Annotated in this window: 16 protein-coding genes; 4 read left to right on the forward strand and 12 right to left on the reverse strand. The window is 72.6% G+C overall.

The window, feature by feature from the left end:
• Positions 1-32: 32 nt before the first annotated feature.
• The 6 genes from ACWCRJ_RS12700 to ACWCRJ_RS12725 all read right to left on the reverse strand — a co-directional run bounded on the left by ACWCRJ_RS12700 (position 33) and on the right by ACWCRJ_RS12725 (position 6,765).
• Positions 33-1,232 carry a 4-hydroxybenzoate 3-monooxygenase gene (locus tag ACWCRJ_RS12700; RefSeq protein WP_450939287.1) on the reverse strand — a complete coding sequence of 400 codons (1,200 nt, stop codon included), beginning with the start codon at positions 1,230-1,232 and terminating at the stop codon, positions 33-35.
• Between the two features lie 30 nt (positions 1,233-1,262).
• On the reverse strand, positions 1,263-2,240 hold the full coding sequence (locus tag ACWCRJ_RS12705; RefSeq protein ID WP_450939396.1) for a threonine/serine dehydratase: 978 nt from the start codon (positions 2,238-2,240) through the stop codon (positions 1,263-1,265).
• Positions 2,241-2,751: 511 nt separating this feature from the next.
• Positions 2,752-3,102, reverse strand: a complete 351-nt coding sequence (locus ACWCRJ_RS12710; RefSeq protein ID WP_450939288.1) for a UBP-type zinc finger domain-containing protein — start codon at positions 3,100-3,102, stop codon at positions 2,752-2,754.
• Positions 3,099-4,616: an ATP-binding protein gene (locus ACWCRJ_RS12715; protein ID WP_450939289.1), complete on the reverse strand. Its 1,518-nt coding sequence runs from the start codon at positions 4,614-4,616 to the stop codon at positions 3,099-3,101. Before ACWCRJ_RS12715 ends, ACWCRJ_RS12710 begins: the two co-directional genes overlap by 4 nt.
• Before the next feature lie 19 nt (positions 4,617-4,635).
• Entirely contained in the window at positions 4,636-6,312 is a 1,677-nt protein-coding gene (locus ACWCRJ_RS12720) for an FAD-dependent oxidoreductase (protein WP_450939290.1), read from the reverse strand.
• Positions 6,313-6,408: 96 nt separating this feature from the next.
• Positions 6,409-6,765 (reverse strand): VOC family protein, encoded by a 357-nt coding sequence (locus ACWCRJ_RS12725; RefSeq protein WP_450939291.1) that lies wholly within the window; start codon positions 6,763-6,765, stop codon positions 6,409-6,411.
• Between the two features lie 57 nt (positions 6,766-6,822).
• Between ACWCRJ_RS12725 and ACWCRJ_RS12730 the strand changes: the two genes are divergently transcribed.
• Positions 6,823-7,695 (forward strand): universal stress protein, encoded by an 873-nt coding sequence (locus ACWCRJ_RS12730; protein ID WP_450939292.1) that lies wholly within the window; start codon positions 6,823-6,825, stop codon positions 7,693-7,695.
• Between the two features lie 31 nt (positions 7,696-7,726).
• Here the strand turns inward: ACWCRJ_RS12730 and ACWCRJ_RS12735 are convergent, their stop codons facing one another.
• The 3 genes from ACWCRJ_RS12735 to ACWCRJ_RS12745 form a co-directional block, all read right to left on the reverse strand.
• Complete coding sequence (locus ACWCRJ_RS12735) at positions 7,727-8,974, reverse strand: DUF4032 domain-containing protein (RefSeq protein ID WP_450939293.1); 1,248 nt, start codon at positions 8,972-8,974, stop codon at positions 7,727-7,729.
• Between the two features lie 174 nt (positions 8,975-9,148).
• On the reverse strand, positions 9,149-9,583 hold the full coding sequence (locus ACWCRJ_RS12740) for a hypothetical protein (RefSeq protein WP_450939294.1): 435 nt from the start codon (positions 9,581-9,583) through the stop codon (positions 9,149-9,151).
• Positions 9,584-9,668: 85 nt separating this feature from the next.
• Positions 9,669-11,591: an AMP-dependent synthetase/ligase gene (locus ACWCRJ_RS12745; protein WP_450939295.1), complete on the reverse strand. Its 1,923-nt coding sequence runs from the start codon at positions 11,589-11,591 to the stop codon at positions 9,669-9,671.
• 316 nt (positions 11,592-11,907) lie between these two features.
• Here ACWCRJ_RS12745 and ACWCRJ_RS12750 point away from each other — a divergent pair, with 316 nt between their 5' ends.
• Positions 11,908-12,435: a hypothetical protein gene (locus ACWCRJ_RS12750; protein ID WP_450939296.1), complete on the forward strand. Its 528-nt coding sequence runs from the start codon at positions 11,908-11,910 to the stop codon at positions 12,433-12,435.
• Positions 12,436-12,466: 31 nt separating this feature from the next.
• Here the strand turns inward: ACWCRJ_RS12750 and ACWCRJ_RS12755 are convergent, their stop codons facing one another.
• The 3 genes from ACWCRJ_RS12755 to ACWCRJ_RS12765 are packed head-to-tail and all read right to left on the reverse strand — an operon-like array spanning position 12,467 to position 15,508.
• The gene (locus tag ACWCRJ_RS12755) at positions 12,467-13,981 is read right to left on the reverse strand and encodes a tripartite tricarboxylate transporter permease (RefSeq protein ID WP_450939297.1); all 1,515 of its coding nucleotides are present in this window, start codon (positions 13,979-13,981) and stop codon (positions 12,467-12,469) included.
• Position 13,982: 1 nt separating this feature from the next.
• On the reverse strand, positions 13,983-14,528 hold the full coding sequence (locus ACWCRJ_RS12760) for a tripartite tricarboxylate transporter TctB family protein (protein ID WP_450939298.1): 546 nt from the start codon (positions 14,526-14,528) through the stop codon (positions 13,983-13,985).
• A complete protein-coding gene (locus ACWCRJ_RS12765) occupies positions 14,525-15,508 on the reverse strand; it encodes a Bug family tripartite tricarboxylate transporter substrate binding protein (protein ID WP_450939397.1) in 984 nt (327 codons plus the stop codon). Before ACWCRJ_RS12765 ends, ACWCRJ_RS12760 begins: the two co-directional genes overlap by 4 nt.
• Positions 15,509-15,798: 290 nt before the next feature.
• Between ACWCRJ_RS12765 and ACWCRJ_RS12770 the strand changes: the two genes are divergently transcribed.
• Together ACWCRJ_RS12770 and ACWCRJ_RS12775 are read left to right on the forward strand one after the other, a co-directional pair.
• Positions 15,799-17,508, forward strand: coding sequence for an ATP-binding protein (locus tag ACWCRJ_RS12770; RefSeq protein ID WP_450939299.1), 1,710 nt, complete (start codon positions 15,799-15,801; stop codon positions 17,506-17,508).
• Entirely contained in the window at positions 17,505-18,227 is a 723-nt protein-coding gene (locus ACWCRJ_RS12775; protein WP_450939300.1) for a response regulator, read from the forward strand. The genes ACWCRJ_RS12770 and ACWCRJ_RS12775 overlap by 4 nt, the downstream gene beginning before the upstream one ends.
• Positions 18,228-18,283: the final 56 nt, after the last annotated feature.

The raw sequence follows: 18,283 nt of genomic DNA on the forward strand, positions 1-18,283 counted from the left end.
GGAACGTCCGTTCCGTGCCTGGTGATCGGTGCCTAGTGATCGGTGTCCTTGCCGATGAACAGCTCCGCGAAGCTGGACGCGGCGGCGGGGGAGCCGAGGACGCGACGGAGCCGGGCGGTGGCGGCACCCGCCCGGAACGCGTCGCCGGACGACGGCCCGTGCAGCAGCTCCGCCAGCCACTGCGAGAACTCCTGGTAGTGCCAGACCCGCCGCAGACAGGCCTGCGAGTACCCGCGCAGCCCGCTGTCGTCCCCCTCGCGCAGCCGGGCGATCAGGGCGTCCGCGAGGAGCAGGGCGTCGTGCAGCGCGAGGTTCATGCCCTTCGCGGCGATCGGCGCGACGAGGTGCGCCGCGTCACCCGCGAGGTACAGCCGGCCGTACGCCATCGGCTCGGTGACGTAGTTGTGCATGTCGAGCACCCGCTTCTCGACCAGCGGGCCCTCCGTGAGAGGCCGGGTGCCGGGCACCGCCAGCCGGGCGTGCAGCTCGGACCAGACCCGCTCGTCCGGCCAGTTCGCCGGATCGTCGCCCGCCGGGACCTCCAGGTAGTAGCGGGTGACCTCCGGGCCGCGCGCCATGTGCCCGGCGAAGCCCCGGGGGTGGACGCCGAGGATCACGCAGTCCGACGAGGGCGGCGCCTCCGCGAGCAGCGCCAGCCATCCGACCCCGTGGTCGTGCCGGGCGACCGTGGCGTGCCCGGCGGGCAGCGCGGTCCGCGTGACACCGCGCGCGCCGTCGCAGCCCGCGACGAACTCGCAGTCCAGCAGCCGCCGTTCACCGCTCGACGGGTCCACGTACGACACCGAGGGGCGCTCGCCGTCGAGGTCGTGCAACTCGACCTCCCGCACACCGAAGCGGATGTCGCCGCCCCGGACGTCCGCGTACTCCCCGACCAGGTCCGTCACGAGCAACGGCTGCGGGTACACGTAGTGGTGGTGCCCGGTGATCTCCGTGTACGGGAACCGCCGGCGCTCACCCGCGAAGCGGAACTCGAACTCGGTGTGCACCGGCGCCCGTTCCACGAGCCGCCCGGCCAGCCCGCGCCGCTCCAGCGCCCGTACCGCCCACTCCTCCAGGAACCCGGCCCGGGGCCGCCGTTCGATGAACTCCCGGCTCTCGGTCTCCAGCACCACACAGTCCACGGAGGCGGCCCGCAGGATGTTGCCCAAGGTCAGCCCGGCGGGTCCGGCACCGACGACGACCACGGGGACGTGCTCGGCGGGGGAGGTCATCCGAGCATTATGCCGGTCCTGGGCGGCCCGTCACCGCAGTCCGAACCGCCCTGCCCAGTCCGTGATGTCGGCCGTGGTCGCGTTGCCGCCGCAGACCACGAGGCCCAGCCGGGCGCCGTCGCCGACCCGCTCCAGCACCTGCCGGGCCGCGGGCAGCAGGCATCCGGCGGCGGGTTCCGTCCACACCTTGCCGTGCTCGGCGAAATCCAGGACGCCCCGTACCGCCTCCGCGTCGGGGACCACGAGGACGTCCTCGACGAGGGCGGTCGCATGGTCGTAGGTCAGCCGGGAGACGGAGGGTGCGCTGAGCGTGGTGACGACGGAGGAGAGGGGGACCGTGACGGGTCCGCCGGCCGCGAGGGCCTCGGCCATGGCCGTCGCGCCGACGGTCTCCACGCCCCAGACACGGACGCCGGGACGCAGGGCCTCGAAGGCCGCCGCGACACCGGCGATCAGGCCGCCACCGCCGATGCTCACGAGTACGTCGGTGAGCGCGCCGGGGCTGTCCGCCCCCTCGGTGTCCGCGGCGAACTCCAGGCCGACGGTGCCCTGCCCGGCGATCACCATCGGGTCGTCGAAGGGGTGGACGAGGGTGAGGCCCTCCGAGCGCAGCCGCTCGGTCAGCGCGAACGCCTCCGCCATGCCGTCCGTGAGCCGCAGCGAGGCGCCGGCCGCCTCGACGCGGTCGATGGCGCGCCGGGGCGCGGACCGGGACATCACGACCGTGGCCTTGGTGTGCAGCGCGGCGGCCATGTGCGCCAGGGCGATGCCGTGGTTGCCGCCGCTGACCGCGACGACGCCGGCCGCCCGCTCGGCGGGCGTCAGCGCCAGCAGCTTCGCCGTGGCGCCGCGCGCCTTGAACGAGCCGGTCCGCTGCAGCAGCTCCAGCTTCGTGGTCACGGGGACACCGAGCAGCTCGGACAGCCCCGGGCTCGGGACGGTCGGCGTCCGCACGACATGGCCGGCGATGCTCGCGGCGGCTTCCTTGATCTCGTCGATCCCGATCAACACGGTGGCACTCCGTTCGGTGGTGCGGTCATCTGCGGCCCGGTGCGGCTTCTCGCGCAGTTCCCCGCGCCCCTGGAAGCCCAGGCCCTGCGGGCCGGAAAGACCAGGGTGGCAGGGTGGCCGGGGCTGTCTTGCGTCTGCGGCTCCGGTGGGGCTTCTCGCGCAGTTCCCCGCGCCCCTGGAGGCCCAGGCCCTGCGGGCCGGAAAGACCAGGGTGGCAGGGTGGCCGGGGCTGTCTTGCGTCTGCGGCTCCGGTGCGGCTTCTCGCGCAGTTCCCCGCGCCCCTGGAAGCCCGGGCCCTGCGGGCCTGGAAGACCACGGTCCTGCGGGCGAGAAGCAACGGTTTTGCGGGCGGCAACGGTCCTGCGGGCGAGGAGCCACGGTCCTGCGGGTCTGAGAGGCATGGGGCGCAGCCCCGGCTTCTCAGGGGCGCGGGGAACTGCGCGAGAAGCCCCACCGGGCCGCACCCGCAGGACAGCCCCGACAACCCCACCACCCCCCTCGCACCACCTCACCGCAGCCGGGCCGCCCAGTCGTCCGGCACCCGCCCGGCAGGGCCCGGCACCGGCTGCTCAGCGGGATGGCTGAGCGGCGGGGCGAGGTCGGGCCCCGACTCGTACATCTCGGAGGTCTCGTAGTTCCAGAACCAGGACTCCCCGGGCTCGAAGCTCCGCACGAAGGGATGCCCGGCGCCACTCGCGTGCGCCGTCGCGTGCTGCGAGGGCGAGGAGTCGCAGCAGCCGACGTGCCCGCACTGCGCACAGCGCCGAAGGTGGAACCACCAGCCCCCGACCGCCTCGCACTCCACGCAGCCCTCGCCGCTCGGCGGCACGTCGGGGTCGATTCCGGCGGGCGTCGTCATCGGGTCTCCTCGGGCAGGTCGGGGTCGTGGGGCAAGCCGTCGGCGGGGTCGTCGGCGAGGGTGAGGTCCAGGTCCGCCGCCGGCGCCGTCAGTGGCAGGAACACCTGGAAGAGGGTCTCGCCCGGCCGGGACCGGACCTCGATGTGGCCGTGGTGCTTGTTGACGACGATGCGCCAGGAGATGTCGAGGCCGAGCCCGGTCCCCTGCCCGACCGGTTTGGTGGTGAAGAACGGGTCGAAGATACGGCCCTTGATCTCCGCCGGGATGCCGGGACCGGTGTCACGGAACTCCACCAGCACCTGGTCCCGGTGGTCGAGCGCCGTGCGTACCGTCAGCGTGCCCGCGCCGCCCGTCTCGTTGATCGCGGAGACCGCGTTGTCGATCAGGTTCGTCCACACCTGGTTCAGCTCACCGGGGTAGGCGGGGATGCGCGGCAGCGTGCGGTCGTACTCCTTCACCACCTCGATCCGCTCGCCGATCTTCCGGGACAGCATCAGCAGGGTGCTGTCGAGGAGTTCGTGGACGTCGGCGTTCTGGTAGGGCGCCCGGTCGAGCTGCGAGTACTGCTTCGCCGCGTCCACGAGCTGGGTGATACGCGTCGTGGAGTCCTCGATCTCGTTCATCAACAGCTCGGTCTCGACCGTGTAGTTGAGCCAGCGGACCGCGCCTTCGAGGGTGCACTCGTCCACGGCGGCCGCGACCTGGTCCAGCCACGCGGTGTCGAGTCCGGCCTGGACGAAGTTCGGCGCGAGCTGCCAGCCGCCCGCGATGCCGTGGTCGTCGAACCAGTCCGACATCTCGTCCTCCCGGTCGGAGGCCTCCAGCGGACTGAGCGGGCTCGCCTTGGCCACCTGCTCGGCGGTCCGCTCCTGCAGGTCGACCAGGGACTCCAGCATGGCCCGCTTGTACGGCCCGGCGGCGATGACCCCGAGCTTGTGCCGCATCCCGGCCACCCGCTCCCGCAGCGCGGAGGTGGCCCGTACCGCCGCGGCGGCGGGGTTGTTCAGCTCATGCGTGAGCCCGGCCGAGAGCGAGCCGAGCGCCAGCAGGCGTTCGCGCTGGTTGATGGTCCGCTGAGTGTTCTGCTGGCCGAAGAACAGGCCCTCCAGCAGGTGGACGGCCATCGGGAACCAGTCGCGCATGATCTGGGCGAACGAGTCCGCGGGCAGGACGAAGAACCGTGAGGGGACCGTGACCCGCATCGAACCCTTGTAGCGGGCCTGATCCGCCTGGTCGCCGAGATACGCCTGGAAGGCGCCCGCGTACACGCCGACCTGGGAGCTGCGGCTGATCTCCACGTCGTCCTCGCCGACCTGCCGGGACATCACCACCGTGCCCTCCAGGAGCACGAAGAAGCAGGTGGCCGGTTCGCCCTCCCGGTAGACAGGACCGGGCTCGAACCGCTCCACGCGGCCCTCACGGCACAGCCGGTCCAACTGCCCGTCGTCCAGCTTCTCGAAGAGGAACAGCCTGCCCAGCTCGGCCCGGTCGCACGGCGACGGCTGCCCGCTCACGACGACGTCCGTCCGGCTGTCATGACTGCTCCAGATACCTGTGCACCAGCATCACGGCCATCGCTCCCTCTCCCACGGCGGACGCGACCCGCTTCGCGGACTCCGACCGTGCGTCCCCGGCGACGAACACGCCGGGCACATTGGTCTCCAGGTGGTACGGCGGCCGGTCCAGCTCCCAGCCCGGCGGCGGACCCCCGTCGGCGGTCATGTCGGGCCCGGCCACGATGAACCCGCGCTCGTCTCGAAGCACGGTCCCCTCCAGCCAGTCGGTGTGCGGCTCGGCGCCGATGAACACGAACAGCCACTGCGCGTCGACGAGTTCCTCACGCCCGCTCGCCAGGTCCCTGAGCGTCAACTGCTCCAGCTGGTTCGTGCCGTGCGCGGCCTCGACCACCGTGCCGGGGCGCACGAAGATGTTCGGCGCCTCCCCGAGCTGCTGGATCAGATAGTGCGACATGGACGCGGTGAGCGACTCGCCGCGTACGAGCAGGGTGACGGACTTGGCGCCGCGCGCCAGGTACATCGCGGCCTGTCCGGCCGAGTTGGCGCCGCCCACGATGTACACGTCGTGCCCCTGGCAGCCGGCCGCCTCGGTGAGCGCGGAGCCGTAGAACACCCCGCAGCCGGTGAGGTCCGCGCAGCCCGGCGCGGCGAGCTGGCGGTACGACACGCCGGTCGCCAGGATCACGCTGTGCGCGGCGACCGTCGAACCGTCGGAGAACCGGACGGTCCGGGCCGCCCCGTTCACCTCCAGGCCGCTCACCTCGCGGGCGGTGAGGATCTCCGCCCCGAACTTGGTGGCCTGGCGCCGGGCGCGGCCGGTGAGCTGCCCGCCGGACACCCCGTCGGGGAAGCCCAGGTAGTTCTCGATGCGTGAACTCTGCCCGGCCTGCCCGCCCGTGGCCGATCGCTCCACGAGCAGGGTCCGCAGCCCCTCCGAGGCCCCGTACACGGCCGCGCCGAGCCCGGCGGGCCCGCCGCCGATGACGACCAGGTCGTAGAACTCCTGGGCCGGTGTGGTCGCCAGCCCCACCTTCTCCGCCAGCTCCGGGTCCTCCGGCGCGACCAGCGGTGTGCCGTCCGGGGTGACGACCAGCGGCAGCCGCGCGCCGTCCGCGCCGGCCGCCGCGAGCAGCCGTCGCCCCTCCGGCTCGTCCGACGAGAACCAGCGGTAGGGCACCTGGTTGCGCGCCAGGAACTCGCGTACGCCGGACGACCGCGCCGACCACCGGTGCCCGACCACCTTCGTGGTGCCCACACAGGTGCGGTCGGCGGCCCGCCAGGCCTGCAGCAGGTCGTCCAGGACCGGGTAGAGCTTCTCCTCCGGCGGGTCCCACGGCTTCAGCAGGTAGTGGTCGAGGTCGATGACGTTGATCGCGTCGATCGCCGCGCCGGTGTCGGCGTACGCGGTCAGCAGGACGCGCCGGGCGCCCGGATAGACGTCCAGCGCCTGTTCCAGGAACTCGATGCCGTTCATCTCCGGCATCCGGTAGTCGGCCAGGATCACCGCCACCTGGTCCCCGCGCAGCTTCAGCTCCCGCAGGGCCTCCAGCGCCGACTGCCCGGACTCCGCCCGCACGATCCGGTACGACTCGCCGTACCTGCGCCGCAGGTCCCGTGCCACCGCACGGGACACCCCGGGATCGTCATCCACCGTGAGGATCACGTTCCGCGCCGGACCGACCGCCTGAGTCATACGCCTCCACCCCGAGCCAATGGGCCCATCGTATGTTCGACCGTCCGGGTTCGCTCAATTTCCGCGGAGCCGCAGGCCGGGGCCGTCGCGGGGGGTTCAGCTTCTGCGTGGGGCCAGTACGCAGAACTCGTTGCCCTCCGGGTCCGCGAGCACCACCCACGGCTCGTCACCGCTCTGCCCGATGTCCGCGTGCCGGGCCCCGAGGGCGAGGAGGCGGGCGACCTCCGCCGCCTGGTCGTCGGGGCGGAAGTCGAGGTGCAGCCGGTTCTTGCCGGTCTTGGGCCCGGGATCGAGTCCGAACAGGAGACCGGGAAGGCGATCCGGGGCCGGACGGATCTCGTACTCCTCGGGGGAGTCGTCGACGACGACCCAGCCGAGCGCCTGCGCCCACCAGCGTCCGAGGGCCGCCGGATCGGCCGCGTCCACCACCAACTGCTCCCACTCCAAGGCCATACGGCGAGCGTAGTGAAGACTGGGCCCGTCAGCGATGTGAGGACAGAGAGGTGGCCGATGACGACGCGCCCGATCACCGCCGCAGTGGACGGCACGCCCGAGAGCCTGGCCGCCCTGGCCTGGGCCAGCCGGGAGGCCGTACGCCGGGGCCTGGCGCTGCGGGTGGTGCACGCGTGGCAGTGGGAGCCGCACGAGGCGGTCGCCGTGGACCGGGACGGACAGGCACAGTGGGCCGGGGAGGCGCTCGCGCAGGCGGCGCGAAGCGTCTCCGAGCGGCACCCGGAGCTGGCGGTGACGACGGACCTGCTGGAGGGCCCGCCGGTCGAGACCCTGGTCGGCGCCGCCGGGCAGGCCGAGACGCTGGTGCTCGGCTCGCGCGGGCACGGCGCGGTGATCGGCTTCCTGCTGGGCTCCGTCGGACAGCAGGTGATCGTCGAGTCGCCGCGTCCCGTCGTACTCGTCCGCGCCGCGGACAGCCCGGCGGGCGAGGCCGCCGGGCGTGAGGTCGTCGTGGGCCAGCAGGGCACGCCGGAGGACAGCGCCGACGTCCTGCGGTTCGCCTTCGAGACGGCGGCGGCCCGCGGGGCGTCCCTGCGCGCGGTCCGGGCGTGGGCGCTGCCGCCGCTGTACGCGTACAGCCCCAGCTCGCTGAGGCTCCTCGACGAGGCCGGCGGTATGGAGCCGTACGAGAAGAAGGCGCTGGCCGCCGCGTTGGAGCCGTGGCGCGGGAGGTTCCCCGAGGTGCCCGTCACCGAGCACGTCGAGATCGGCAGCGCCGGGCAGGTGCTGCTGTCCGTGGCGCAGCGGGCCCAGCTGATGGTGGTCGGGCGCCGCGCCCGCCGTACGGCCGTCGGTGCCCGGCTCGGCTCGGTCACCCACGGCGTCCTGCACCACGCGCACTGCCCGGTGGCCGTCGTCCCGCACAGGTGAGGGCGGTCGGCGGTGCCGGCCGCCCGGCGGCTCACATGGGGGTGACGTCCTCCGCCGGTGGCGGAAGCAGCGCCAGGGTCCTCGGCAGGACGTTGTCGATGTAGTCCTTCACCGCCGTGTCCAGGCCGATGTCGTGCTGGGCCCGCTCGGACAGGTACCAGCGGTGTTCGAGGAGCTGGTGGTAGATCTCCGCCGGGTCCATCGAGCCGCGCAGTTCGAGCGGGACGGCCCGCACGGTCGGGCGGAACACCTCGCGCACCCAGCGGTGGGCCAGCACCTCGGGGCGGGCGCCGAGGGGGTCGCCCGGGGCGTAGTCGTCCTGGGTGGCCATCCAGCTCTCCAGGTCGTTCAGGAGCCGCCGGGCCTGGTTCTCCTCGGTGTCGAGACCGGTGAGCCGCAGCAGCTGCCGCTGGTGATGGCCCGCGTCGACGACCTTGGGCACGAAGGTCACCGTGTCGCCGTTGTCGGCGTGCTCGATCTGCATCTCGGCGACGTCGAAACCGAGTTCGTTGAGACGGCGGATCCGGCGCTCGATGTAGTGGTACTTCCCGGCCGGGTACACCGACCGGCGCGTCAGCTCCTCCCACAGCCCGTGATAGCGGGAGCAGATCTCGTTGCCGAACTCGATGGGGTCCACCGAGGGGTGCAGCGCCCCGGACGCCTCCAGGTCCAGCAGTTCGCCGCTGATGTTCACCCGGGCGAGATCGAGGTCGTACTCGCGCTGCCCGGAGCTGAGCCGCGCGTGCAGGTCGCCCGTCTCGGCGTCCACCAGATAGGCGGCGTACGCGCCCGCGTCCCGCCGGAACAGCGTATTGGACAGCGAGCAGTCGCCCCACGCGAACCCGGTGAGGTGCAGGCGCACCAGCAGGACCGCGAGGGCGTCCATCAGACGGTGCATGGTGGCCGGACGCATGGTCGTCTCGAACATCGAGCGGTACGGCATCGAGCCGCCGAGGTGCCGGGTGATCAGCACGGATTCCAGGGGATCGCCCGCGTCGTCGAGCCGGCCGGTGACCACGCCGAGGGCGTCCACGGCCGGGATGCCGAGCCGGTCCAGATCACGCAGCAGCTCGTACTCGCGCAGGGCGGGCCGCTCGGCCAGTTCCTTCACGGCGACGACCTCGTCACCGGCCCGGGCGTAGCGCACGACGTGCCGGGAGATACCGCGGGGCAGCGGCACGAGATGGTGCTCGGGCCACTCCTCCAGCGGCACGTGCCACGGCAGTTCGAGCAGCAGCGCGGGGTGTTCCGGATTGGTGGCGCTGATCTGCAGTGCCATGGGTCCTGGTCCTCAGCCTTCGTCTCACGGTGGTGCGGAGTGCTCGCGGGGAAGCGGTTTCCCGCTGTCGCCCGGAGCATCTCCGCATCCCGAGGACCGTTTCGTCAACAACCGCCCGATCCGTGGTCGGGCGGTCCCACGGTCAGGCGGTCTTACGGTCAGGCGGTCAGGCGGTCAGGCGGGAGCCGGAGCCGCCGGCTCCTCCTTCGGCCGCCTGAGCGCGGACCGGACGTTCCAGCCGCCCACGGCCAGGCACACCAGCCCGGTGGCGCCCGGGTACAGCCAGACGCCGTTGTCCCGCTCGACGGCCGTGGTCGAGGACGTGTCGTCCACGTAGACCGGCACCAGGCCGGTGGGCCTGGTGGCGAACGTGGTGTCCACCTCGACCTCGGGGATGCGGAACGAGTCGTCGTCGGCCCGGAAGGAGCCCCTGCACTGCCACTCGTCGTCGCCGCGCGACTCGGACACCTCGCACCCTGAGACCACGAACTGCCCCGCGACACCGTTCAGTTGTGTCTCCAGCCGCAGCACCGCCGCGCCGAACAGAAATGCCCCTCCGCCCAACGCCACCACCGTGGTCAGCAGCTTTCTCGGACCCATACGCGCCATCGATGATCCCCCTGTGTTCCATACGGTCTCTCGGCCGGCTTCTCGGCCGTTCTTCTCGCGCGTCCCGCGCGGGTCGTTCGATTCGTCAGTGCCGCATGCGGCGGAAGACGTCGTCGGAGTCCGAGTCGTCCCAGCCGCCGGTCTCCTCCGGCACGCTACGGCGGACGGCTCGCGCCGAGGTCGCGTACATCGCCTCGATCTCCGCCTCGTACCGCCGCACGATGGCGTCCCGGCGCAGCTTCATCGACGGGGTGAGCAGGCCGTTGGCGAGGTCGAAGGGCTCGGGCAGGATGCGGTACACACGGATCGACTCCGGGCGCGAGACCGTGCTGTTGGCCGCCGCGATCGCCCGCAGCACCTCCTGGCGCAGCGCGTTCTCCTCCCGCGCCTCCCGGCCCAGCAGTTCACCGGGCGCGGACAGCGAGCCCCGCCAGTGCGCGAGGAACTCCGGGTCCAGCGTGAGCAGGGCGCCCACGCAGGGCCGGTTGTCGCCCACGACCACAGCCTGGTGGATCAGCGGATGCATCCGCAGCTGCTCCTCCAGCGGCGCCGGGGCCACGCCCTTGCCCCCGCTGGTGATGATGATCTCCTTCTTGCGGCCCGTGATCGACAGATACCCCTCGTTGTCCAGCCGCCCGATGTCCCCCGTGGCCAGCCAGCCGTCCTGCAGCGCGGCCCGCGTGCCCGCCTCGTCGTTGACGTAACCCTGGAACACGGAAGGGCCGTTGACCAGGATCTCCCCGTCCCGGGCCACCCGGATCTCCGTGCCCGGCAGCGGACGGCCCACGGTGCCGAACTTCTCCCGGCCCACCGGCTGGGCCGTGATGCCGCCGGCGGTCTCGGTGAGGCCGTACCCGTCGTGGACGAGGATGCCGATGCCGGCGTAGAAGAGCGTGAGGTCGCGGTTGAGGGGGGAGCCGCCGGAGCAGCCGCCGCGCACCCGGCCGCCGAGGGCCCCGCGCAGCTTGCGGTACACCGTCTTCTCGTAGAACGCGTGTTGCAGCTTCAGGTCCATGGCGGGGCCGGCGCCGGTGCCCAGCCGCTGCCGCTCGGCGGCGAGGGCGTAGTCCTGGGCCGTGCGCACCGCGCGCTCGAACAGGGGCCCCCGGCCGGCCTGTTGGGCCTTGCGCAGGAAGTTCTTGTAGATCTTCTCGAAGAGATAGGGCACACCGAAGAGGAAGGTCGGCCGGAAGGACCGCAGCGCGTCGGACAGCGCCTCCTCGGTCGGCTCCGGTTCGTGCGCGAGAAGCAGCCCGCCGCGCAGACACATCCCCTGGATCATCAGGCCGTAGACGTGCGAGAACGGCAGGAACGCCAGGATCGCCGGCTGTTCGCCCGGCGGGGCGGCCGTCTGCCGCCAGCCGGCGAGCAGTGTGTCGCAGGGGCTGGCCAGGCTGCGGTGGGAGAGCGCGCAGCCCCGGGGGCGGCCGGTCGTGCCGGACGTGTACGCGATCACCGCCGTGGAGTCCGGCATGACGATGCGGCGCAGCGAGTCCACCGTCGCGTCCGGCACGTCCCGGCCCGCCTCGACGAGCTGCGGCAGACAGTCGGTGTCCAACTGCCAGACGTAGCGCAGCAGGGGGAGCTTGGCGCACACCGAGCCGACCGTCATCACGCCCAGCTCGTCCTCGACGACCACGCCCACACAGGCCGCGTCCCGCAGGATCCACTCGATCTGGTCGCGCGACGACGTCGGACAGACCGGCACGATCTCGGCGCCCACGGCCCACAGCGCGACGGCGAGCAGCGTCCACTCGTACCGGGTGCGGGCCATCACGGCGACCCGGTTGCCCGGCCGGATCCCGGACGCGATCAACCCCTTGGCCAGGTCGGCCACTTCGTCCCGTGTCTCGGCCGCGCTGACCCGGGTCCAGGTGCCCGGGAAGGCGGGATCGCGGCGCGCGATCTGCGGCAGAGCGGGATCACGGTACGCCGTCTCGAACAGCGGATCGGCCAGCCCTCCGGTCATGACCGGTCCCGTCGGTGGAGCAATACCGAAGTTGCCCATGCGACGCTCAGAACCTTCCCTGCACGCGACCTCGCCGAGCGGTGCGCCAACCGGCGGTGATCGAACGTAGCGTACGGCCTCGGCCTCGCGCGCGGGGAATCGGCAACTCGGCTCCCGTCCATCCGCACGGTGGACCGTGGACGTGATGTGCGGCACGTACGGAACCTGCCTGTCGGCACCCTCCCGGCAATCGTCGCTGCACACGGCTTGATCACCTCTGACCGGCGGTGATGCCCCGCGACGGGACGTCGGACGGGTATGGCACTGTGGTGCGCGCGAACGCGGGAGATGTCCCGCCGATGTGGAGAGGTGGACGGTGCGCGAGCCCAATGTGATCGGGGACTGGCAGGAGTACGAGGGCGACCTGGCCGGCCTGCGCGTGCGCGTCCACCAGGCGGAGTGCGCCGAACCCCCACGGGGGCGCGACGACGCCGCCGAGGGCCTGGCGTACTTCCGTTTCCGGGTCACGGTGGAGAACCGGGGCGCCGAACACGTCGGCCTCCACCTGGAGGACGGCCAGCTCGACATCCGCACCGGCCCCGACGGCGAGAGCGCCTTCCTCGACTGGCGCAACTCCCGGTTCATCGAGGGCTTCGACCTCTACCCGCTGCGCCGCGCCACCTCCGTGCTGTACGCGGCGGCTCCCGAGGGCCACCTCACCCAGTTCGACATCCAGGTCCAGCTGCGGGTCGACGAGGAGTGGACCGAGCGGTACCTGTGGTCCGGCGGAATCGGCGTCGACGAGGACCTCCTCGACCAGGCCGCCGGTGCGGGCCGGGAGGGCATCGCCGGGCAGATCAGCGCGTTCCTGCACGAGGAGGCCGAGCGGGGCGCCGCGGGCTGAGCCCCGCCCCGGGGGCAGGCCGGTCCGGAGGTCACCCGGTCCGGGCGGGCGTGCGGTCCCGGTCCCGGACGCCGGTGAGCAGCCGCTTCAGCAGCGGCCAGGCCAGCAGTACCGCGATGATCGCGTACACCGTGACCGAGAACGGCGTGTTCACCAGGCCGGTGACGCTGCCGTCGCTGATCTGCAGGGCCCGCCGCAGCTGCTGCTCGGCGCCCGGGCCGAGGATGACACCGATGACGGCGGGCAGCACCGGCAGGCCGTAGCGGCGCATGCCGAACCCGATCAGGCCGATGACCAGCAGGATCACCAGGTCGATCACCTCGCCGCCGACCGCGTACGCGCCGACCGCCGCGAAGAACAGGATGCCCGCGTAGAGGTACGGACGCGGGATGCGCAGCAGCTTCGCCCACAGCGGGGCCAGCGGCAGGTTGAGCGCGAGCAGCAGCACCATGCCGACGAACAGCGAGGCGATCAGGCCCCACACGAGGTCCGGCTCGCGTTCGAAGAGCAGGGGGCCCGGCTGGATGCCGTACTGCTGGAAGGCGGCCAGCATGACCGCCGCGACCGCCGTCGTGGGCAGGCCCAGGGTCAGCATGGACACGAGGGTGCCCGCCGCCGAGGCCGAGGCGGCCGACTCCGGCCCCGCCACCCCCTCGATGGCCCCCTTGCCCCACTCGTCCTTGTGTTTCGACAGCCGCTTCTCGGTGACGTACGACAGGAAGGTGGGGATCTCGGCGCCGCCCGCCGGGATCGCGCCGAACGGGAAGCCGATGAACGGGCCCCGCGCCCAGGACTTCCAGCTCCGTTTCACATCGGAACGGCCCAGCCACGGCAGGCCCACCGGGATCGGCTCCGGCGGGCTGCGCCGCAGATGCGCGGCCACCCACAGGGCCTCCCCGATGGCGAAGAGCCCGACCGCGACGATCACCACGTCCACGCCGTCGGCGAGCTGGAGGGAGCCGAAGGTCAGGCGCTCTTGGCCGGTCATCTGGTCCAGCCCCACCAGACCGATGGTCAGACCGATCAGCAGGGAGGCGAGCCCCCGGATACGGGAGGAGCCGAGGACGGACGTCACGGCGATGAACGCCAGCACCATGATCGCGAAGTAGTCCGGGGCACCGATGTCCACGGCCAGGTCGGCGACCGTCGGCGCGAGGGCCACCAGCAGGACCGTGCCGACCATGCCGCCGGTGAAGTGCCCGACGGCGGCGGCCGCCAGTGCCTGCGCGCCGCGCCCCGCCCTGGCCATCGGGTTGCCCTCCATGGCCGCGACCACGGCCGCGCTCTCCCCGGGGGTGTTGAGGAGGATCGAGGTCGTCGAGCCGCCGAACATCGCGCCGTAGTAGATGCCCGCGAACATGATGAACGCGCCCACCGGGTTCAGCCCGTAGGTCACCGGCAGCAGCAGCGCGACCGCCATGGCGGGCCCGATACCGGGCAGCACACCGATCGCCGTGCCCAGCAGCACACCGACCGCGGCCCACAGGATGTTGACCGGCGTCAGGGCCGTGCCGAAGCCGTCGAGGAGGGAGTTGAAGGCATCCATGTCAGAGCACTCCCATCAGCGGGCCGCCCGGCAGCGGCACCCCGAGCAGGCTGTCGAACACGGCGTAGGTGACCAGGGAGACGACGGCCGCGATCAGCGGGTCGCGGTCCGGATGCCGGCTGCCGAGCGCGTAGGCCGCGCCCCAGAAGAGCAGGGCGCCCGCGACGGGGAAGCCGAGCGGTTCTATGAGGACGGCCGCGCCGAGGAACACCCCGGCCAGCAGCAGCACCGTGCGCCAGTCGGCGGGCTCGGACAGGTCGATGTCCTCGCCGCCCTCCGCCTGGCCCCGGCCGCCGCGCAGCACGTCCACGGCGAGCAGCGCGGCGATCAGCAGCAGCCCGGCGCCGACCACGACCGGCACGGTCCTCGGGCCGACGGGACCGCGTTGCGTGAGGTCGACGTCCATGGTCAGCGCGTCGGTCAGGACCAGGATGCCGAGGGCCAGCAGCAGGACGCAGACGCCCAGCTCGGAGTGGTCGCGCAGCCAGGAACGGCGCTCGGCGGCGGGGGGCGGGGGAGTGCCGGTGGTGTCCGTGTCCGTGGTCACAGCCCCAGCTCCTTCAGCACCGACACCACGCGCTTGTCCTGGGCCTCCAGGAACGCGCCGAACGCGTCGCCGGTCAGGAACGCGTCGTCCCAGCCGTGTCGCTTCAAGGACTTTCGCCACTGCGGTGAGTCGTGCAGCTCCTCGATCAGCCGGGTGAGTTTGTCGCGCTGGGCCTCGGTGAGGCCGGGCGGGGCGACGATGCCGCGCCAGTTGGTGAAGTTCACGTCGTAGCCCGCCTCCTGGAGGGTCGGGGCGTCCAGCCCGGCCACCCGCTTCGGCCCCGTCACCGCGAGCAGCCGCAGCTCGCCCGCCTTGATCTGGTCCAGGTACTCGCCGACGCCGGACACCCCGAAGGCGACCTTGCTGCCGAGGATGGAGGCGAGGAGCTCGCCGCCGCCGTCGAAGGGGATGTAGTTGACGTCCTTCGGGGCGATCCCGGCGGCCCGCGCCATCAGCATCGGCGCCAGATGGTCCGGCCCGCCCGGGGCCGACCCGCCGCCCACCGGCAGCTTCCCGGGGTCCTCCTTCCACGCCCCGATCAGCTCGTCGATCGTCTTGTACGGCGAGTCCTTCGCGACCACCACGACGTCCTGCTCCTCGGTGAGGCGGGCGATCGGCGTGGTGTCGGCGAGGGTCCTCGGAGCGTCGTTGGAGCGGACGGCGCCCACGACGCCGAGGCCCATCGACATCGCCAGCCTGCCGTTGCCGTGCTCGCCGACCAGCCGGCTCAGACCGACCGTGCCGCCGGCTCCGGGCAGGTTGAACACCTCGATGTTGTGGGTGAGCCCGGCGTCCTCGGCGTTCTTCGCGGCCGTGCGGGCCGTGATGTCGTAGCCGCCGCCGGGTGTGTTCGGGACCATGAAGCGCAGTCCGGGGATCTGGGTGCCGGTCTCGCCGCCGCTGCCGGTCGTCAGCAGCGGTGGTCCCACGAGCACGAGAGCGGCCGCCCCGAGCAGGGCGAGGGGGGTGCGCAGCCGCACGAGAGCCACCACCTGTCGGTCGGGTCGAGGGGGGAAGGTGATCTGGGCCACATCGTGCCCGTGTGGGGCGGTGCCGACTCCGTTGCGCAAACAACGGACGTTGTGGTCGTAGTGGTCACGGCCCCTGTCACCGTATGAGCACGTCCCGCGCACCTCTCTTTCCCGGATCGGGACCGGGCGCCATGATTGTGCGACCCACCGCACAAGCCGGCGCCCGAGCCGCCTGACATCGTGTCGGCACGAGAGAAGAGTCCGTCGTGGTGTTCCGCCGCCATAGCCTCGCAGGCGAGATGCTGGTCCTCCAGCTCGCCATCGTCGTGGTGGTGCTGCTGGCGGTCGCCGGGGTCTCGCTCACGCAGTCGGCGGCCACCTTCAACCGGGTCGAGGGCCGTCGTGTCACCGCGCTCGCCGAGCAGCTCGCCGCCAACCCCCTGGTCCGCGACCGGCTCGCCCGGCCCGTCGCGCACGAGGCGCTGGCGCCCCTGGTGAGTTCCGTCCAGACCCAGTCGGGGGTCACCTCCGTCACCGTCGCGGACGCCGACGGCCGCATCGTCAGCTCCACCGACCCGACCGTGATCGGCCGGGCGATGCCCGCCGGCGAGGGCGCGGTCGCCGGCCGCGGCTGGTCCGGCCCGCTGACCTTCGACGGCAGCCGCGAACTGGTCGCCCAGGTCCCCGTGCTCGGCGCGACGGTCGACGACGACCTGGGCCGGCTGCTGGGCACGGTGATGATCGGCGAGGCCGCTCCGACCGTGTGGCAGCGCCTCGGCGGCGCCTCCTCCTACCTCCTCGCCTACCTCGGCATCGCCAGCGGCCTCGGTCTCGCCGGCTCCTGGCTGCTGGCCCGGCGCGTCAAACGGCAGACCCTCGGCCTGGAGCCCCAGGAGATCGCCGGCCTCGCCGAACACCGCGAGGCCATGCTCTACGGCATCGCCGAGGGGGTGATCGCCCTCGACCCCCAGCACCGGCTCACCCTCGCCAACGACATGGGCCGGCGCCTGCTCGACCTGCCCGAGGACTGCGTCGGCAAGAGTCTGGCCGACCTCGGCGTGGAGGGACGCCTGCGGGACGTCCTGGTGGGAGCGCAGGAGGCGGGGGCCGGCGTCCGCGAGGGAGGGACGAGCGCCGGTGGGGGCGCGTCCGGGGCTCGTGAGGGGGGTGAGGAGGGCCGTGGCGGTGGTGACGCCCCGGCCGACCGGCGTGACGAGGTCGTCGTCCGCCGGGGCCGGGTGCTGGTGATGAACCGGATGACCGTCACCAAGGACGGGCGCCACCTCGGCTCCGTCACCACGCTGCGGGACCGCACCGAGCTGGCCCGGCTCGAACGCGAGATCGGCTCCTTCCGCAGCTCCGCCGAACTGCTGCGGGCCCAGGCCCATGAGTTCGCCAACCAGCTGCACACCATCTCCGGACTCATCCAGATCGGCGAGCAGGACGAGGTCGTCCACTACATCCGCGCGCTGAGTCGCCACCGCCACTCCCTCGACGTCACCCTCAGCCGCCGCGTCCGTGACACCGCCGTGGCCGCGCTGCTCATGGCGAAGACCTCCCTCGCCGCCGAACGCCGGGTGATCCTGCGCGTCTCGGAGAGCACCGCGCTCGACCGGCTCGCGCCCGAGGACGCCGCCGACGTGGCGACCGTCGTCGGCAACCTCGTCGACAACGCCGTGGACGCGGCCGCCACCACGACCGTGCCCGACGGCCACGAGGCCTGGGTCGAGGTGGAACTGCGCCAGGACGCCTCCAGTGTGGAGATCGTCGTCCGCGACTCGGGCCCCGGCGTGGCCCCCGAACTCGCCCGTGAGGTCTTCTCCCACGGCTTCACCACCAAGGCCGCGCGGGAGGGCGAACGCGGCATCGGCCTGGCCCTGACCCGCCTGGTCTGCGAACGCCACGGCGGGGAGATCTCGGTGACCAACACCCCCGACGGGGCCATGTTCACCGCCCGCATGACCGTCAGCCACCTCGCCGACGCGGTGGCGGAAGGAGCGACACCATGAGCGGCACGAGCGGCACGAACGGCACGAGCAGCCCGCCCGGCCCGATCGACGTGCTCGTCGTCGACGACGACTTCATGGTGGCCCGGGTCCACCGCACCTTCGTCGAACGCGTCGAGCCGTTCCGCGTCGTGGGCGTCGCCAGCACCGGCGAACAGGCGGTCCTGGCCGTCGACGAACTCCGCCCCGACCTGGTCCTCCTCGACCTCTACCTCCCCGACGGCTTCGGCCTCGACGTCATACCCCGGCTGCGCACCGCCGGCCACGACTGCGACGTCATGGTCATCAGCGCCGCCCGGGAGGCCGACAGCGTGCGCGGCGCGGTCCGCCACGGCGTCGTCGACTACCTCCTCAAGCCGTTCGAGTTCGAGGAACTGCGCTCCCGGCTCCAGCGGTACGCCGCCCAGCGCGGCCGCCTCCTCACCACCGTCGTCCGCGGCCAGGCCGACGTCGACCGTGTCCTCGCCGGAGCCGCCACGCCCGCCTCGGCGGCCGGCGCCCTGCCCAAGGGCATGAGCGTCGAGACCGCCGAACTCATCGAAGGCACCCTGCGCGGCACCGACGGCAGCCTCTCGGCCACCGAGTGCGCCACCCTCACGGGCATCTCCCGCGTCAGCGCCCGCCGCTACCTGGAGTACTTCCACGGCACCGGCAGCGCGGACGTGTCCCTGCGCTACGGGGTGGCCGGGCGGCCGGAGCGCAGGTACAGCTGGCGGGTGTGACGGACACGCACCGGCCGGACACCCGCCGGCCGAACACCCCACCGGCCCGCGCCGCC

Source organism: Streptomyces sp. NPDC002324, assembly GCF_053593335.1.

Coding starts and splice junctions, on each gene's coding strand:
- ACWCRJ_RS12735 (WP_450939293.1), bottom strand. CDS start 8,974: ATGGCACTGCAGATCAGCGCCACCAATCCGGAACACCCCGCGCTGCTG.
- ACWCRJ_RS12710 (WP_450939288.1), bottom strand. CDS start 3,102: ATGACGACGCCCGCCGGAATCGACCCCGACGTGCCGCCGAGCGGCGAG.
- ACWCRJ_RS12745 (WP_450939295.1), bottom strand. CDS start 11,591: ATGGGCAACTTCGGTATTGCTCCACCGACGGGACCGGTCATGACCGGA.
- ACWCRJ_RS12700 (WP_450939287.1), bottom strand. CDS start 1,232: ATGACCTCCCCCGCCGAGCACGTCCCCGTGGTCGTCGTCGGTGCCGGA.
- ACWCRJ_RS12725 (WP_450939291.1), bottom strand. CDS start 6,765: ATGGCCTTGGAGTGGGAGCAGTTGGTGGTGGACGCGGCCGATCCGGCG.
- ACWCRJ_RS12740 (WP_450939294.1), bottom strand. CDS start 9,583: ATGGCGCGTATGGGTCCGAGAAAGCTGCTGACCACGGTGGTGGCGTTG.
- ACWCRJ_RS12755 (WP_450939297.1), bottom strand. CDS start 13,981: ATGGATGCCTTCAACTCCCTCCTCGACGGCTTCGGCACGGCCCTGACG.
- ACWCRJ_RS12770 (WP_450939299.1), top strand. CDS start 15,799: ATGCTGGTCCTCCAGCTCGCCATCGTCGTGGTGGTGCTGCTGGCGGTC.
- ACWCRJ_RS12720 (WP_450939290.1), bottom strand. CDS start 6,312: ATGACTCAGGCGGTCGGTCCGGCGCGGAACGTGATCCTCACGGTGGAT.
- ACWCRJ_RS12730 (WP_450939292.1), top strand. CDS start 6,823: ATGACGACGCGCCCGATCACCGCCGCAGTGGACGGCACGCCCGAGAGC.
- ACWCRJ_RS12775 (WP_450939300.1), top strand. CDS start 17,505: ATGAGCGGCACGAGCGGCACGAACGGCACGAGCAGCCCGCCCGGCCCG.